Origin of the sequence: Aeromicrobium endophyticum, from assembly GCF_003586285.1 — a bacterium.
Lineage (GTDB): Bacteria > Actinomycetota > Actinomycetes > Propionibacteriales > Nocardioidaceae > Aeromicrobium > Aeromicrobium endophyticum.
Window position 1 is genome coordinate 312,914 of the sequence record NZ_QUBR01000001.1, and the last position, 15,844, is coordinate 328,757.

The window sequence follows — 15,844 nt, forward strand, 5'->3', positions numbered from 1 at the left end:
TATCGTCGCCCCCACCACTGGCCGAGGGAGCGCCAGCGACCGAAGGCAGGCGTCCGCGCGAAGCGCGGCCGGCGCGAGGAACGAGCGACGGGAGCGGCGACGAAGGAGCCGCGCGCCCTATTCGACCGTGACCGACTTGGCCAGGTTGCGGGGCTGGTCGACGTCGTGACCCAGCTGGTCGGCGAACTCGGTGGCGAAGATCTGCAGCGGGACCGTCGCGACGAGCGGCTGCAGGAGCGTCGGCACCTTCGGCAGGCGGATGAGGTGGTCGGCGTAGGGCACCACGTCGTCGTCGCCGTCCTCGGCGAGCACGATCGTGCGGGCCCCACGCGCCCGGATCTCCTGGATGCTGCTGATGGTCTTCTCCTGCAGCTGGTCGCGCCCCTTGGGCGGTACGACCACGAACACCGGGAGCCCGTCCTCGACCAGCGCGATCGGGCCGTGCTTGAGCTCGCCGGCCGCGAAGCCCTCGGCGTGGATGTAGGCCAGCTCCTTGAGCTTGAGGGCCCCCTCGAGCGCGACGGGGTAGCCGACGTGGCGACCGAGGAACAGGATCGACCGCGACCCCGACAGGTCGGCAGCGAGCTTGCGCACCTGGTCGCCCTCGTCGAGCAGCCGCTGGATGCCCGCCGGCACCCGGTCGATCTCGGCGAGGATGCTGGCGATCTCGTCGCCGTACTTGGTGCCCTTGACCTGGGCCAGGTAGAGCGCCAGGAGGTAGCAGGCGACGACCTGCGACAAGAAGCCCTTGGTCGAGGCGACCGCGACCTCGGGACCGGCGTGCGTGTAGATCACCGCGTCGGACTCGCGCGGGATGGTGGAGCCGTTGGTGTTGCAGATCGACAGCACCCGAGCCTTCTGCTGACGGGCGTACCGGATGGCCATGAGGGTGTCCATCGTCTCGCCCGACTGGCTGATCGCGACCACCAGCGTGCTCTTGTCGAGGATCGGGTCGCGGTAGCGGAACTCCGAGGCCAGCTCGACCTCGCACGGGATGCGCGTCCAGTGCTCGATCGCGTACTTGGCGACGAGGCCCGCGTAGGACGCCGTGCCGCACGCGATGATGACGATGCGGTCGACCTCGCGCAGCTCGTCGTCGCTGAGGCGCATCTCGTCGAGCTGCAGCTGACCGGTCTGGGAGTGCCTGCCCAGCAGCGTGTCGGCGACGGCCTGGGGCTGCTCGTCCATCTCCTTGAGCATGAACCACTCATAACCGCCCTTCTCAGCGGCCGAGACGTCCCAGTCGACGTGGTACTCCTTGGTCTCGGCGGGAGCGCCGAAGAAGTCGGTGACCACGATCTCGTCGGGGGTGATCGTGACGACCTGGTCCTGGCCGAGCTCGACGGCGTCGCGGGTGTACTCGATGAACGCCGCGACGTCGGAGCCGAGGAAGTTCTCGCCGTCGCCGCGCCCGACCACCAGCGGCGAGTTGCGGCGCGCGCCGACGACGACGTCGGGCTGGTCGGCGTCGCAGATCACCAGCGTGAAGGCACCCTCGAGCCGCTGGCACACGGCGCGCACGGCGTCCGAGAGGTCGGGCGTGCCGGCGAGGACGTCGTGCAGGAGGTGGGCGACGACCTCGGTGTCGGTCTCGGAGACCAGCTCGTGCCCCGCTGCCTCGAGCTCGGCACGCAGCACCGCGAAGTTCTCGATGATGCCGTTGTGCACGACGGCGACGCGCCGCGTCTCGTCGAGGTGCGGGTGGGCGTTGACGTCGTTGGGGGCCCCGTGGGTGGCCCACCGGGTGTGGCCGATGCCCGTGTGGGTGACGGGAAGGGGTCGAGCCGCCAGCTCGGCGTCGAGGTTGAGCAGCTTGCCGGCCTTCTTGGCCGAGAAGATGGTGCCGTCGCCGACGAGCGCCACGCCTCCCGAGTCGTAGCCGCGGTACTCGAGCCGCCTGAGACCGCCCATGACGACGTCGAGGGCGGACCGCTGACCGACATATCCGACAATTCCGCACATGGGTCGAGTCTAACGGCGACGGCTCCGCGGCCGGGTCAGGCCGCCGTCGACCGGCGCGCGGGAGGCCCGCGTGCACCATTCGGACGACGGTGACGTGACAATGGTCGTCATGACCCGCGACCACTCCCCGTACGTCGAGCTCGAGAGGGCAGCGTGGGCCGGGCTCGCGGGCGACGCACCGCAGCCCCTCAAGCCGCACGAGGTCGAGCGCGTTCGGGGCTTCGGCGACGAGCTCGACCTCGAGGAGGTCCGCCAGGTCTACGTGCCGATGACGCAGCTCATCAGCATGCGCGTCCGCCTGGCCGGGGCTCTGTACGAGGCGACGGAGGAGTTCCTGCACGCACCGCAGTCGCGCCGCACGCCGTTCGTCATCGGCATCGCCGGCTCGGTCGCGGCGGGCAAGTCGACGACCGCGCGCCTGCTGCGCGAGCTGCTGGCGCAGTCCCCCGACCATCCCGTCGTCGAGCTGGTCACGACCGACGGGTTCCTGTTCCCGAACGCCGAGCTCGAACGACGTGACCTGCTGGGGCGCAAGGGATTTCCCGAGTCGTACGACCGCAAGGCGCTGCTGAGGTTCGTCATGGAGGTCAAGTCGGGCGTCGAGGTCGTCACCGCGCCCGTCTACTCGCACCTGACCTACGACCGCACCGACGAGGTCGTCACGGTCAAGGCACCCGACATCGTCATCGTCGAGGGCCTCAACGTGCTGGCCCCGGCACGGCCCCGAGGCGACGGGTCGCCGGGCCTGGCGGTCAGCGACTTCTTCGACTTCTCGATCTACGTCGACGCCTCCGGCAAGGATCTCCGCCGCTGGTACGTCGACCGCTTCCTCGCGCTGCGCAAGACGGCCTTCGCCGATCCCGAGTCGTACTTCCACCGCTACAGCTCGTTCACCGACGAGCAGGCCGTCGAGCGCGCCGGCGAGCTGTGGGACACGATCAACGCGCCCAACCTCAAGGAGAACATCGCCACCACGCGGGGCCGCGCCTCGCTCGTGCTGCGCAAGGGCCCCGACCACGCGGTCGACTGGGTCCGCCTCCGCAAGATCTGACCCCTCCCCAGGCGGCCCCGCCCGCCCCCTTTCCGCGAGTGGCGCAGTCTCGCGTATCTGAGACGGCGTTTCCCGCAGGAATGCGCCACTCGGGAGCCGTGAGGCGCCGCTCGCGCGACGTCAGATCGGCCGGACGTACTCGCCGGTCCAGGCCGTCTGACGAAAGCCCAGCCTCTCGTTGACGGCGATCATGTGCTGGTTGCTCGCGGCGTTCTCGGTCGTGACGCGCCGCCGCCCCTCCAGCAGGTCGGCCGAGGCCTGCATCGCGCGGATCTTCATCGCCAGCCCCAGGCCGTGGCCGCGGTGCTCGCGACGCACCAGGGTGTCCCACTGGTAGACCTCGACGCCGTCGCCGGCGAACGCCAGCTGGGTGTGGCCGGCGAGCCCGCCGCCCGCCGCTCGCGCCACCACGACCTGCATCTCGCGCCTGACGCGGACGAGGTCGGCCTCGTCCTTGCGCACGCGGGCGGCGTCCCAGTGCTCGTCCTCGAGCCCCGCGTCGCCGCTCGGCGCCTCGGACGTCAGCATGCGCCGCAGGTCGGCGTACTCGTCGACCCACTCGTCGGGGCAGGCTCCGCGCCAGGTCTCGAGCGCGTAGCCGGGTGCCACCTGCAGGGGTGGGAGCGTCGCCGGCAGCACGAGCTCGCGGACCGCGTCGAGGATGTCCAGCTCGAAGCCGTGTGCCTCGGCGAACCACCGGCCGGCATCGCCCTCGACGTCGACGGCCCACGCCGGCATCGAGAACGCCGTGGTACGGCCGTGCGACCGCGCGATGCCCAGCAGGTGGCTGAGCACCTGGGTGCCATGGCCCCGACGGCGGTGCTCCGGCGGCACGAAGACCTCGACGAAGGCGAACGCCGTGTTGTCGCTGAGCGGCATGACGCACCAGCCGGCCGCCACGGTGAGACCGGAGTCGTCGCGGCCGATCACCGCGACCTTGGTGCCGTAGGCGTCGTCGGTCAGGTTGACCCGCTTCTCGACCGCCAGCCACGGGGCATCGAACGGACGTCCCGACGAGCGGCGGTAGACGTCGTAGAAGGGCTCGAAGGATGCGGCATCGGCGAGGTCGACGACGCGGACCGTGGTCATGGGCCCAGCCTAGGACGCGCGCGAGTGGCGCGTTCGCGTCCCCGAGTGGCGCACTCTCGTGCGACACGCCGTCCCAGAATCACCGAACTGCGCCACTCGCGAGCCGTGGGGCGGGAGGCTCAGCGGCCGAGGGTGGTGCGGACGACGTCGGCGAGGTGCTGCGCGACGGCTGAGGCCTCTTCGTGGGTCGTGGCCTCGACCATGACGCGCACCAACGGCTCGGTGCCGGACTGTCGCAGCAGCACCCGCCCGGCGTCGCCGAGCCTGGCGCTGGCGATCGCGACCTCGCCCTGGAGCGTGGGGTCGGTGTCGGCCCGCGACTTGTCGACGTCGGGGACGTTGACCAGCACCTGGGGCAGGCGTCGCATGACGGACGCGAGCTGCGACAGCGACGACCCCGTCTGCTTCATGCGCGCCGCGAGGTGCGCCGCGGTGAGCACGCCGTCGCCCGTGGTGGCGTAGTCGCCCATGATGACGTGCCCCGACTGCTCGCCGCCCATGGAGAAGGCGCCGGCGCGCATCGCCTCGAGCACGTACCGGTCGCCGACCGCGGTCTGGATGACGGTGATGCCGGCAGCCTCGAGGGCCTGCACGAAGCCCAGGTTGCTCATGACGGTGGCCACGACGGTGTCGTCAGCCAGCCGGCCGGCGTCGCGGGCCGACAGCGCCAGGATCGCCAGGATGTGGTCGCCGTCGACGACCGCCCCGGTCTGGTCGACCGCCAGGCACCGGTCGGCGTCGCCGTCGAAGGCGAAGCCCGCGTCGGCCCCGTGCTCGACGACGGCCTTCTGCAGGTCGTCGAGGTGCGTCGACCCGCAGTTCTCGTTGATGTTGAGGCCGTCGGGATCGGCGTGGATCGCCACGACCGTGGCGCCCAGCTGCTCGAAGACCTCGGGCCCGACGCGGTGCGCCGCGCCGTTGGCGCAGTCGAGGACGACCGTGAGGCCGTCGAGACGGACCGGGGTGGAGTCGACCAGGTGCTTGACGTAGGCGGCGACGCCCGCGTGGCTGTCGCCGATGCGGCCGACGTCGGCCCCGATCGGCCGGTCCCACGGCTCCTCGAGACGCTCCTCGATGAGACGCTCGATGTCGTCGTCGAGCTTGAGACCGCCGCGCGCCAGGAACTTGATGCCGTTGTCGGGCATCGCGTTGTGGCTCGCCGAGATCATGACGCCCATGTCGGCGGCGAGGTGCGACGTCAGGTACGCGGCTCCGGGCGTCGGGACGATGCCGAGCCGGTGCACGTCGACCCCGGCAGATGCAAGACCCGCGACCACCGCGGCCTCCAGGAATTCTCCGGAGGCACGGGGATCGCGGGCCACGACTGCCGTGGGGCGCTGGTCGGCGAACGCACCGACCTCGCCCAGCACGTGGGCCGCGGCGACGGCGAGGTCGACGGCGAGCTCGGCGGTCAGGTCGCGGTTCGCGACCCCCCGAACGCCATCGGTGCCAAAGATGCGGCCCACGGTGGGATCAGCGCTTGCTGTACTGCGGCGCCTTGCGTGCCTTCTTGAGACCGGCCTTCTTGCGCTCCTTGATGCGCGAGTCGCGCGTCAGGAGTCCGGCCTTCTTCAGGGCGGGGCGGTTGGCCTCTTCGTCGATCTGGTTGAGCGAGCGGGCCACGCCGAGACGCAGGGCGCCGGCCTGACCGGTCATGCCGCCACCGGTGACGCGGGCGATGACGTCGAAACGATCCTGCAGACCGGTCTCGGCGAACGCCTCCTTCGCGATCTGCTGGTGCAGCTTGTTCGGGAGGTACTCCTCGAGCGGCTTGCCGTTGACGGTCCAGACGCCGGTGCCCGGCACGATGCGGACGCGAGCGATGGCCTCCTTGCGACGGCCCGTGGCAGCACCGGGGGCGATCGTCGCCGGCTTGCTGGAGGTCTCGGAGGCACCAGCGGACTCGGAGGTGTACGCGACACCCTCGGAGTTGGTCTGGAACTCGGTGGTCTCTTCGGTGGTGGCGGTCTCAGCCATGATGACGCTTACCTACTCTTTACTGGGAGATCTGCGTGATCTCGAACGGCTGGGGCTTCTGGGCGGTGTGCGGGTGCTCGGGGCCGGAGTAGACCTTGAGCTTCGTGATCAGCTGATCACCCAGACGGTTCTTGGGGAGCATGCCGCGGACCGACTTCTCGATGGCCTTGCGGGCGTCCTTGTCGAGCAGGTCACCGTAGGCGATGGACTTGAGTCCGCCCGGGTAGCCGCTGTGACGGTAGGCGAGCTTGTCGGTGCGCTTGTTGCCCGACAGGGCGACCTTCTCGGCGTTGACGATGATGACGAAGTCGCCACCGTCGACGTGCGGGGCGTAGGTCGGCTTGTGCTTGCCGCGCAGCAGCGTCGCAGCCTGGACGGCGAGACGGCCCAGGACGATGTCCTCGGCGTCGATGACGTGCCACTGACGGGTGATGTCAGACGGCTTGGGGCTGAACGTGCGCACGGCGTGACCTTCTCGTTCTTGGGGGTGGTGGCTGGTGATCTGCATCCAGCGATGCGGTGGTCGGCGCCCGGACTCGAACGGCTGGGCACAACGACACACTAGGTTAACCGGCCACGACCGAGAAGGTCAAAACGAGGTGCCGCGCGACGGGCCAGGACGGCCCCGGGACGGACCCACGTGAGGATGAGGCCCTCCTCACGTCTAGGTTGAGAGGAGACCGGCAACATCGCAGCCGCCCCACAACATCGCAGCCGCTTCGTTCCTTCACGTCACAGGAGACCCATCGTGACCGAGAACCACACCCTCACCGTCCGTGACAACCGTACCGGTGAGGAGTACGAGCTCCCCATCACCGACGGCACCGTGCGTGCCGGCGACTTCGCCAAGATCGGCAAGACCGACGACGAGCCGGGCCTGGCCGTCTACGACCCGGGCTTCACCAACACCGCCAGCACCCGCAGCGCCGTCACCTACATCGACGGCGACAAGGGCATCCTGGAGTACCGCGGCTACCCGATCGAGCAGCTGGCCGAGAAGTCGACGTACCTCGAGGTCGCGTACCTGCTGATCCACGGCGAGCTGCCGACGCGCGAGCAGCACGACCAGTGGGTGCACGAGATCACGTTCCACACCTTCGTGCACGAAAACCTCAAGTCGCAGCTGCAGGGCTTCCGCTACGACGCGCACCCCATGGGCATGCTGCTGTCGAGCGTCGGCGCGCTGTCGACGTTCTACCCCGAGGCCCGCAACATCAGCGATCCCCAGATCCGTCACGACCAGGTCGTGCGCCTGATCGCCAAGATGCCGACGCTCGGCGCCTGGTCGTTCCGCCACGCGCAGGGCAAGCCGTACGTATACCCCGACAACGATCTGACCTACACCGAGAACTTCCTCTCGATGCTGTTCAAGATGTCGGAGCAGAAGTACAACCCCGACCCGCGCCTGGCCAAGGCCCTCGAGGTGCTGTTCATCCTGCACGCCGACCACGAGCAGAACTGCTCGACCAACGCCGTCCGCTCGGTCGGCTCGAGCCAGGTCGACCCGTACTCGGCCGTCAGCGCCGGCATCGCGGCCCTCTACGGCCCGCTGCACGGCGGCGCCAACGAGGCCGTGCTCAAGATGCTCAAGCGCATCAAGGTGCCCGAGAACATCCCCGCGTTCATCGAGGGCGTCAAGAAGGGTGACGAGAAGCTCATGGGCTTCGGTCACCGCGTCTACAAGAACTTCGACCCGCGCGCCACGATCATCAAGAAGGCCGTCGACGACGTCTTCGAGGTCACCGGCGTCAACCCGCTGCTCGAGATCGCCCAGGAGCTGGAGCGCATCGCGCTGGAGGACGAGTACTTCGTCAGCCGCAAGCTCTACCCCAACGTCGACTTCTACTCGGGCCTGATCTACGAGGCGCTCCAGTTCCCGCCCGAGATGTTCACGGTGCTGTTCGCCATCCCGCGCACGTCGGGCTGGCTCGCGCAGTGGATCGAGCTGGTGGACGACAAGGAGCAGAAGATCGCCCGCCCCAAGCAGATCTACACCGGCGACCGTCGTCTCGACTTCACGTCGGCCGAGCAGCGCTGGTCCTGACCGACCTGTTCGACGCCCCCGTCCCGCCTCGGCGGGGTGGGGGCGTCGGCATTCACGGCTGCTTGACCGCCATGAACACCGCCGCGAGACGGTGGCCGGTTCCCCGCGTGCGCATCTCCGCGAACATGCCGTACCGGTAGCCGTCGTGCTCGCTGTTCGGGTACGTGAGGAACACGTCCGAGGTGCTGCCTCCGTCAGGCGCCCGGACAGAAGCCGCCTGCACGCACCGTCGATGCATCGTGCGCACCGACGGCACCCGTCCGAGCGACTCGTCCAGATCGCCCGGCAGGTGCTGGGCGTTGTCGCTGAACCACGCGGCGAGGTCGTCACAGGCATCGTCAGAGGTGCTCTGCGCGACGGTGCGCGACCATCCCGCGGCGTAGCGATCGCCGCCGGCGGGGCCCCGCTCGTCGGCCCCTGCGCCGCTGACGGCGACCTGGCCGCGCACCTCCTCGTAGTCGTCGCCGGCGACCTCGCTCAGCGCCTCGACGTCGTACCGCCACGCCGTCGAGCCGGCCCCGGGCGGCGAGACGCTCTGCAGGACGTCGGCGGGATCGCCGTCTCGCCCGGAGCACCCCGCGAGGGTGATGACCAGGACAGCTGCCAGTGGGACGACCGCCCGACCACGTCGTGTGTTCACGTGACCACTCTGCCGAACGCTCGCTCGCCCGGTCCGGACCGGGCGAGCATCGCCCGCGGACGGGCGTCCCGATAGCGTGACGTCGTGCGCCTGCGACTCGACCTGTCCTACGACGGGACCGCCTTTCGCGGCTGGGCCGTCCAGCCGGGCCTGCGCACCGTCCAGGGCGAGATCGAGACGGCCCTCGCCACGATCCTGCGGATCGAGCACCCTCCCCCGCTCACGTGCGCCGGCCGTACCGACGCCGGCGTGCACGCGCGCGGTCAGGTGGCCCACGTCGACCTCGACGACGTCGACCCGCCGACCCTCGAGCGGCGGCTTCGACGGCTGCTTCCCGACGACATCGGCCTGCGGTCGCTGTCGATCGCCCCGGACGGCTTCGACGCCCGCTTCGCGGCTCTCGAGCGCCGCTACGTCTACCGCCTGTGCGACTCCCCCGCCGGCCCCGACCCGTTGGTGCGCGGCACGGTCGTCGGGTGGCGCCGACCGCTCGACGTCGAGGCCATGAACGCCGCGGCCGCCCACCTGCTCGGAGAGCACGACTTCGCCGCCTTCTGCAAGCGCCGCGAGGGGGCGACCACCATCCGCACCCTGCTCGAGCTGACGGCTGTGCGCTCCGGCGACCTGATCGAGACCACCGTGCGCGCCGACGCGTTCTGCCACTCGATGGTGCGAGCCCTGATGGGCGCCCTGGTCGCCGTGGGCGAGGGGCGCTTCGAGCCCGCCTGGTCGGGCCGGGTGCTGGCCACGGCGGCCCGCGACGCCAGGGTCACCGTGATGCCCGCCCACGGGCTGGTGCTCGAGCAGGTCACCTACCCCGACGACGACGGCCTCGCCGCCCGCGCCGTGGCCGCACGACGGCGGCGCGACGCATGACCGTCCGCCTCCAGCCCCTCGACCCGCAGGCGTTCCGCGCGCTCGAGGCGGGCGATCGCGTCGTCGCCGAGCAGCTGATCGGCGCGCCCGTGCCCGACGAGTTCCAGGCACCTGTCGAGATCTGGACGTTCATGCTGCGGCTGCTGCGCGACGACCCGGCCCATGCCGACTGGCTCATGAACGCCGTGGTCGCCGAGGGCGTCATCGTCGGCAACGCCGGCTTCAAGGGCGCGCCGGTCGACGGCCAGGTCGAGCTCGGCTACCGCATCTCGTCCGCCCACCGCCGTCGCGGGCTCGCCGTGGTCGCGGTGACGCTGCTGCTCGACCGGGCGCGCCACGAGCCACTCGTCGACCGCGTCATCGCCCGCATCGCGCCAGACAACGAGGCCTCCGTGGGCGTCGTCACCAAGGCCGGCTTCGTCCCCGATGGCGAGTGGATGCATCCGCGCTGGGGCCGACAGCTGCAGTTCGTGCACCGCACCCCGTCGTCGTGAGGCCCCTGCCCTGCCACACTGGTGCCATGCCTGCCACGTGGGACGATCTGGTGGCCTTCGCCTCGACGCTGCCCGAGGTCGCCGAGTCGACGTCGTACGGCACGCCGGCGGTCAAGGTCGCCGGAAAGCTGATCGGACGCTTGCGCACCGAGTCCGACGGCCCGCTCGTCCTGCGCTGCTCCGCGAGCGACAAGGCCGCCCTGGTCGAGGGCGACGACCCGGCGTTCTTCACCACCTCCCACTACGACGGGTACGACTACGTGCTGATCGATCTCGACCAGGTCGACGCCGACGAGCTGTTCGAGCTGGTCGACGACGCCTGGCACCTCGTCGCCCCGGCGAGGCTCCGTGCCGAGCGTGACGCATGAGCGGCCTGCTCGCGGCGATCGCCGCCGTCGTCGCGCTGACCGCGACTCCCGTGACCCTGCCTCCGACCGCCGGTGTCGCCGACTACCAGCTCGGCGGGGCGTACCAGCCGGCCGCGAACGTGCAGATCGTGACCCGCGACCGGTCCGAGGCGCCCGCGCCCGGCCGCTACTCGATCTGCTACGTCAACTCGTTCCAGACCCAGCCCGGCACGTTGCGATGGTGGAGGGCCAAGCACCCCTCGCTGCTGCTGCGCGATGCCCGTGGGCGGCTCGTCCGCGATCCAGGCTGGCCCGACGAGGTGCTGCTCGACATCCGCACGCCCGCTCGCCGTGCGGCGGTCGCACGAGTCAACCGGGCCTGGTTCGACCAGTGCCAACGCCGGGGCTTCCAGGCGGTCGAGCCCGACAACCTCGACTCGTGGACGCGGTCGAAGGGCCTGCTCCGCAAGCGCCACGCCGTCAGCCTCGCCCGCCGGCTGGTCCGCGAGGCGCATGCCTCGGGCACGGCGATCGCCCAGAAGAACGCGCCACAGCTCAGCAGGCTCGGCCTGGGATTCGACTTCGCCGTCGCCGAGGAGTGCGAGGTCTACCGCGAGTGCGGTGCCTACACCCGCACGTACGGCACGCGGCTGATCGAGATCGAGTACTCCGACAACGGCCGACGGGCGTTCGCCCGCGCATGCGTCAAGCGGTCGGGCCATGCGTCGATCCTGCTGCGCGACCGCGACGTCGTGCCCCGCGGCTCGCGGCACCACGTGTCGCGCACCTGCTGATTCACGACCCGATGGCGGCCGAGATGACCTCGGTGCCCTCGTCGTCGGTGACGCGGAAGGCCGTGGCGTGATCCAGCAGCACCGACGAGCTCATGTCGCACACGATCTCGGTGCCGGCGACGCCGACGAACTCCCCCGCCTCACGGCTGGTGCCGTCGTCGGCGACGACCCACATGCGGAACCGCTCGCCCGCGGCCAGCCCGGAGGCCCGCAGCTTCACCTCGACCCCCCACGAGTGGTCGACCAGGCCTGCGGCGGCCGTGACGCCGGGTGCCGTCGTCACCTGGGGCACCGCGATCACCGTCGGGCCGGGGTCGTCACGCACGACGACGGCCGTGATGACGACCGCCGCGGCGACGGCGACCGCTGTCGCGGCCGCGCCCACAACACGACGTCGTCGGTGCGTCGCGCCGCCACGCCGCGGCAGCGCCTGTCGGATGCGCTCGTCGAGCCCTGGCGGCACCTCGCGCGACCACGCCGCGTCGGAGATGGTCTCGACGTCGACGGTGCGCAGCGCCCGCACCACGGGGCCGATCTCGGCCAGCTCGGCCGGGCAGGTCTCGCACGTCGCCAGGTGGAGGTCGACGTCGCGGCGCAGGCCCTCGTCGAGCTGACCCAGCGCGTAGGCACCGAGCGCCTCGCGCAGCTCGTCGTGGACGTTGCCGACGGACGTCATCGGTCGGTCACCATCTCGCTCGTCGCCTGCCTGAGCTGACGCAGCCCGTGGAACACGCGGCTGCGCAGCGTGCTGACCGACACGCCCAGGTCGGCGGCGACGTCGGCGTAGGAGCGGTCACGCAGGTACGTCTCGACGATCGCCGTCCGGTGGTCGTGACTGATCAGACCGAGCGCCCAGGTGACCAGGTCGGCGTCGGCGACGCCCGCGCTGTGGTCGCTCATGTGGTCCTTCCGGAGGTCGTGGACGAGCGCGGGCAGCTCAGCGGCCCGCCGGCGCGCGGTCAGGATGTCGGCGACGACGTTGCGCGCGATGGCGAACAGCCAGGTGCGCAGCGAGGCAGCGGCTGGATCGTAGCGGTCGCCGGCCCGCCAGGCCCGCACGATGGTCTCCTGCACGACGTCCTGGGCCGCGGCGTCGTCCGCGAGCCGGGCGAGGGCGTAGCGGTACAGCTCGGCGCCGTGCCGCTCGTACCCCTCCCGCGCCAGGGCGTCCGGCGCGAGACGTCCACCCTCGCCGACGTCGCGAGCAGGCCGGGCAGTCCGCCGTGAGACCACCAGCGCTGCTCCTCTGCGTCGACGAGGGTCGGACGTCACCCGGTCAGGGCGTGCGCAGCATCATCGGGGCTGCGCGATCGCGATGTCCGCGATGTCCTTGTCGAACTGTGCCACCTTCGTGAACTTGCCGCTCAGCAGATTGACGCGGTAGAGCGTCGCCGCGCCGCCGTTGGTGGGACGCAGCGAGGCGAAGCCGACGTTGTCGGCCGTGCGCGTGCCCGAGTTGGACCCGACCACGTCGAAGCCGGCGACGGGTCCCTGACGCGGCCCGAAGCGTCCGGAGACGAGCAGGTTGCCGGAGTTGGCCGGCACCTGCTGCACGACCTGGTCGCGGACCGTGTCGAGGTCGAACAGGGTCGTGCCGGACGACGGATCGTTGTCGCTGTTGGTGTACGCCGCGGCCGTCACGCCGGTGGCGACCGCTCCCTCGTAGTTGAGCGCTCCGTCGACGGCGGTCGTGGGCGCCTTCTGGCTCACGTCGTGGCGCAGGTTCTGACCGGTGTCGCTGATGATGCGCAGCCGGTCGGCGGCGGGGTTGAAGTCGACGCCGAAGTGCGTGCCCTCGAGCGGGACGCTCAGCTGCGAGGCCTTGCGGACCTTGCCGTCGGCCCGGTACACGACGTAGATGCCGCCCTTGTTGCCCACGCCGTAGATCTTGTGATCGGCCGGACGCTCGTCGATGCCGACCAGCCGGGTGTCGCCCGACAGGCCCTTGGCCTGTCCGAGCGCCTTGGTGCGCTTGCCCGTGGTCAGGCTGAAGACCGTGAGGTTCTTGCCGTTCGACGACAGGCCGATGGCCGTCTTGGGGACCGTGGCTGCCTCGGCCGAGCCGATCGCGGCCAGGCCGCTGCCTGCCGTGAGGGCCGTGACCGCTCCGAGAGCGACGAGATGACGTGTTCGCTGGCGCATGAGTTCCTCCGATGTCCGGGACGGCGACGGTGCCGGCCTCACAGGGGTATACCCAGCAGACAGCGTCCGCGTTGACGATCCGCTGAACTTTCTCGACGCGCGCACTGCGAGACTGGCGGCGTGGCAGACCACTACTTCGATCCGGCTCCGGCCAGCGACGACCGCCGCCACGAGGTGACCGCTGTCGTGTGGGGCCGTGAGCTGACGTTCACCACCTCGAGCGGCGTGTTCTCGCACGACGGCCTCGACAAGGCGACGGCGGTGCTGCTGCGCACCGGCACGGCCCCGTCCGGCGGCACGGTGCTCGACCTCGGCTGCGGCTGGGGGCCCATCGCGTGCTCCATCGCCTCGGCGTCCCCGGCCGCGACCGTCTGGGCGGTCGACGTCAACGAGCGGGCCCTCGAGCTGACTCGGCTCAACGCCGAGCACCTGGGCGTCGAGGTGCACGCCGCCCTGCCCGCCGAGGTGCCGACGGACGTGGTGTTCGACCAGATCTGGTCGAATCCGCCGATCCGCGTCGGCAAGCAGGCCCTGCACGAGCTGTTGCTGCTGTGGCTCCCACGGCTGGCGCCGGGCGGGACGGCGCTGCTCGTCGTGGGCAAGAACCTCGGCTCGGACTCGCTGCAGCGCTGGCTGGTCGACCAGGGCTGGCCCACCGCGCGCCTCGGCAGCGAGAAGGGCTTCCGCGTCCTGGAGGTGCGTCGGGCGTCCTGACGCACGAACGCCCGCCACCAGACGGTGACGGGCGTGCGTGGTGCGGCTGGGACTACTTGGCCTCGGTGGCCTCGTCGTCGGTCGAGCTCTCGACCGTCTCGGCCGCCTCGGGGGCGTCCTCGGTGGCCTCGACCACGTCGACGTCGGTTCCGAGGTCGTCGGACGGAGCGTCCTCGGGATCGACGGCTGGCGTCTGCTCGGCCTCGACCGGAGCGGCCGGGGCGGTGGCGGACTTCTTCGGCGTCTGGTTCTGCGCGCCGAAGGCCTTGGCCTCCACGATCTCGATGACGGCCATGGGGGCGTTGTCGCCCTTGCGCGGCGCGACCTTCGTGATGCGCGTGTATCCGCCGGGACGGGTCGCCATGGCGGGACCGATCTCGGTGAACAGCGTGTGCAGGATGCTCTTGTCACGGATGACCTTGACGACCTGGCGGCGGTTGGCCACCGTGTCGTTCTTGGCCTTGGTGATGAGCGACTCCGCGTAGGGGCGCAGACGGCGGGCCTTGGCCTCCGTCGTGGTGATCTTGCCGTGCTCGAACAGGTTCTGCGCGAGGTTGGCCAGGATCAGGCGCTGGTGAGCCGGGCTACCGCCGAGGCGGGGTCCCTTGGTGGGGGTGGGCATGGTTGGTCTCCAGAATCAATCGGGCTGGGTTGCCGTGGTCGTGCAGTACGTCAGTACTGCTCGTCCTCGGCGAAGCTGGCGTCGTCGTCGTACGCGTCGATGGCCGCGGACGGGTCGAACCCGGCCGGGCTGTCCTTGAGCGCCAGACCCATCTCGCTGAGCTTGGCCTTGACCTCGTCGATCGACTTCGAACCGAAGTTGCGGATGTCGAGCAGGTCCTGCTCCGAGCGCGTGATGAGCTCGCCCACGGTGTGGACGCCCTCGCGCTTGAGGCAGTTGTACGACCGCACCGTGAAGTTGAGGTCCTCGATCGGCAGGGCCAGGTCGGCAGCGAGCTGCTCGTCGACCGGGCTGGGACCGATGTCGATGCCCTCGGCCTCGACGTTGAGCTCGCGGGCCAGACCGAACAGCTCGACCAGGGTCGAGCCGGCCGACGCGATGGCGTCGCGCGGGAGGATCGACTTCTTGGTCTCGACATCGATGACGAGCTTGTCGAAGTCGGTGCGCTGCTCGACGCGGGTGGCCTCGACCTTGTACGTCACCTTCAGCACCGGCGAGTAGATCGAGTCGACCGGCATGCGGCCGATCTCTTCGTCGCCGGACTTGTTCTGCACGGCCGAGACATAGCCGCGGCCACGCTCGACGACGAGCTCGATCTCGATCTTGCCCTTGGCGTTGAGCGTCGCGATGTGCAGGTCGGGGTTGTGGACCTCGACACCGGCGGGAGGCTGGATGTCGGCGGCGGTGACGCTGCCCTCACCCTCCTTGCGCAGGTACATCACGACGGGCTCGTCGTTCTCGGACGAGACGACGAGCTCCTTGAGGTTCAGGATGATCTCGGTGACGTCCTCGGTCACGCCGGGGATCGTGGAGAACTCGTGGAGCACGCCGTCGATCTTGATCGAGGTGACGGACGCACCCGGGATCGACGAGAGCAGCGTGCGACGCAGCGAGTTGCCGAGGGTGTAGCCGAAGCCGGGCTCGAGGGGCTCGATGACGAACCGCGAACGGAACTCGTCGACGACCTCTTCGGACAGGGCGGGGCGCTGGGCGATCAGCATGGGTTTCTTCCTTTCCGGACCGACCTCTATT

18 protein-coding genes are annotated in these 15,844 nt (G+C 70.3%); 7 read left to right on the forward strand and 11 right to left on the reverse strand.

Annotated features, from left to right (window positions below; genetic code table 11):
* Nucleotides 1-117: 117 nt before the first annotated feature.
* Nucleotides 118-1,962 (reverse strand): glutamine--fructose-6-phosphate transaminase (isomerizing), encoded by a 1,845-nt coding sequence (gene glmS / locus DX116_RS01560; protein ID WP_119702482.1) that lies wholly within the window; start codon nt 1,960-1,962, stop codon nt 118-120.
* 100 nt (nt 1,963-2,062) lie between these two features.
* Here glmS and coaA point away from each other — a divergent pair, with 100 nt between their 5' ends.
* Entirely contained in the window at nt 2,063-3,013 is a 951-nt protein-coding gene (coaA, locus tag DX116_RS01565) for a type I pantothenate kinase (protein WP_119702483.1), read from the forward strand.
* A gap of 120 nt (nt 3,014-3,133) precedes the next feature.
* Here coaA and DX116_RS01570 read toward each other — a convergent pair whose 3' ends face one another.
* From DX116_RS01570 to rplM, 4 genes are all read right to left on the reverse strand, one after another.
* On the reverse strand, nt 3,134-4,102 hold the full coding sequence (locus DX116_RS01570) for a GNAT family N-acetyltransferase (protein ID WP_119702484.1): 969 nt from the start codon (nt 4,100-4,102) through the stop codon (nt 3,134-3,136).
* 119 nt (nt 4,103-4,221) lie between these two features.
* The gene (gene glmM / locus DX116_RS01575) at nt 4,222-5,568 is read right to left on the reverse strand and encodes a phosphoglucosamine mutase (protein WP_119702485.1); all 1,347 of its coding nucleotides are present in this window, start codon (nt 5,566-5,568) and stop codon (nt 4,222-4,224) included.
* Between the two features lie 7 nt (nt 5,569-5,575).
* Nucleotides 5,576-6,079 (reverse strand): 30S ribosomal protein S9, encoded by a 504-nt coding sequence (gene rpsI / locus DX116_RS01580; RefSeq protein WP_119702486.1) that lies wholly within the window; start codon nt 6,077-6,079, stop codon nt 5,576-5,578.
* A gap of 19 nt (nt 6,080-6,098) precedes the next feature.
* A complete protein-coding gene (gene rplM, locus DX116_RS01585; RefSeq protein WP_056606281.1) occupies nt 6,099-6,542 on the reverse strand; it encodes a 50S ribosomal protein L13 in 444 nt (147 codons plus the stop codon).
* 285 nt (nt 6,543-6,827) lie between these two features.
* On the opposite strand from rplM, the gene DX116_RS01590 reads away from it, so the two are divergent.
* A complete protein-coding gene (locus DX116_RS01590; protein WP_119702487.1) occupies nt 6,828-8,123 on the forward strand; it encodes a citrate synthase in 1,296 nt (431 codons plus the stop codon).
* A gap of 52 nt (nt 8,124-8,175) precedes the next feature.
* Here DX116_RS01590 and DX116_RS01595 read toward each other — a convergent pair whose 3' ends face one another.
* Nucleotides 8,176-8,763 (reverse strand): hypothetical protein, encoded by a 588-nt coding sequence (locus tag DX116_RS01595; RefSeq protein ID WP_119702488.1) that lies wholly within the window; start codon nt 8,761-8,763, stop codon nt 8,176-8,178.
* Between the two features lie 84 nt (nt 8,764-8,847).
* Here DX116_RS01595 and truA point away from each other — a divergent pair, with 84 nt between their 5' ends.
* Genes truA through DX116_RS01615 form a run of 4 tightly spaced genes read left to right on the forward strand, consistent with a single transcriptional unit; the run spans nt 8,848 to nt 11,274 of the window.
* Complete coding sequence (gene truA, locus DX116_RS01600; RefSeq protein WP_119702489.1) at nt 8,848-9,639, forward strand: tRNA pseudouridine(38-40) synthase TruA; 792 nt, start codon at nt 8,848-8,850, stop codon at nt 9,637-9,639.
* Complete coding sequence (locus DX116_RS01605; RefSeq protein ID WP_119702490.1) at nt 9,636-10,133, forward strand: GNAT family N-acetyltransferase; 498 nt, start codon at nt 9,636-9,638, stop codon at nt 10,131-10,133. The genes truA and DX116_RS01605 overlap by 4 nt, the downstream gene beginning before the upstream one ends.
* Before the next feature lie 26 nt (nt 10,134-10,159).
* On the forward strand, nt 10,160-10,501 hold the full coding sequence (locus DX116_RS01610; protein WP_119702491.1) for an MmcQ/YjbR family DNA-binding protein: 342 nt from the start codon (nt 10,160-10,162) through the stop codon (nt 10,499-10,501).
* Nucleotides 10,498-11,274, forward strand: a complete 777-nt coding sequence (locus tag DX116_RS01615) for an endo alpha-1,4 polygalactosaminidase (protein WP_119702492.1) — start codon at nt 10,498-10,500, stop codon at nt 11,272-11,274. The genes DX116_RS01610 and DX116_RS01615 overlap by 4 nt, the downstream gene beginning before the upstream one ends.
* A 1-nt stretch (nt 11,275) precedes the next feature.
* Here the strand turns inward: DX116_RS01615 and DX116_RS01620 are convergent, their stop codons facing one another.
* Genes DX116_RS01620 through DX116_RS01630 form a run of 3 tightly spaced genes read right to left on the reverse strand, consistent with a single transcriptional unit; the run spans nt 11,276 to nt 13,416 of the window.
* The gene (locus DX116_RS01620; RefSeq protein WP_119702493.1) at nt 11,276-11,950 is read right to left on the reverse strand and encodes an anti-sigma factor family protein; all 675 of its coding nucleotides are present in this window, start codon (nt 11,948-11,950) and stop codon (nt 11,276-11,278) included.
* Nucleotides 11,947-12,507, reverse strand: a complete 561-nt coding sequence (locus DX116_RS01625) for a sigma-70 family RNA polymerase sigma factor (protein ID WP_233556534.1) — start codon at nt 12,505-12,507, stop codon at nt 11,947-11,949. Before DX116_RS01625 ends, DX116_RS01620 begins: the two co-directional genes overlap by 4 nt.
* Before the next feature lie 60 nt (nt 12,508-12,567).
* The gene (locus DX116_RS01630) at nt 12,568-13,416 is read right to left on the reverse strand and encodes a DUF4394 domain-containing protein (protein WP_119702494.1); all 849 of its coding nucleotides are present in this window, start codon (nt 13,414-13,416) and stop codon (nt 12,568-12,570) included.
* 120 nt (nt 13,417-13,536) lie between these two features.
* On the opposite strand from DX116_RS01630, the gene DX116_RS01635 reads away from it, so the two are divergent.
* Entirely contained in the window at nt 13,537-14,130 is a 594-nt protein-coding gene (locus tag DX116_RS01635) for a class I SAM-dependent methyltransferase (protein WP_119702495.1), read from the forward strand.
* Between the two features lie 52 nt (nt 14,131-14,182).
* Here DX116_RS01635 and rplQ read toward each other — a convergent pair whose 3' ends face one another.
* Together rplQ and DX116_RS01645 are read right to left on the reverse strand one after the other, a co-directional pair.
* Complete coding sequence (gene rplQ, locus DX116_RS01640) at nt 14,183-14,752, reverse strand: 50S ribosomal protein L17 (RefSeq protein WP_119702496.1); 570 nt, start codon at nt 14,750-14,752, stop codon at nt 14,183-14,185.
* A gap of 50 nt (nt 14,753-14,802) precedes the next feature.
* Nucleotides 14,803-15,813 carry a DNA-directed RNA polymerase subunit alpha gene (locus DX116_RS01645; protein WP_119702497.1) on the reverse strand — a complete coding sequence of 337 codons (1,011 nt, stop codon included), beginning with the start codon at nt 15,811-15,813 and terminating at the stop codon, nt 14,803-14,805.
* Nucleotides 15,814-15,844 lie beyond the last annotated feature (31 nt).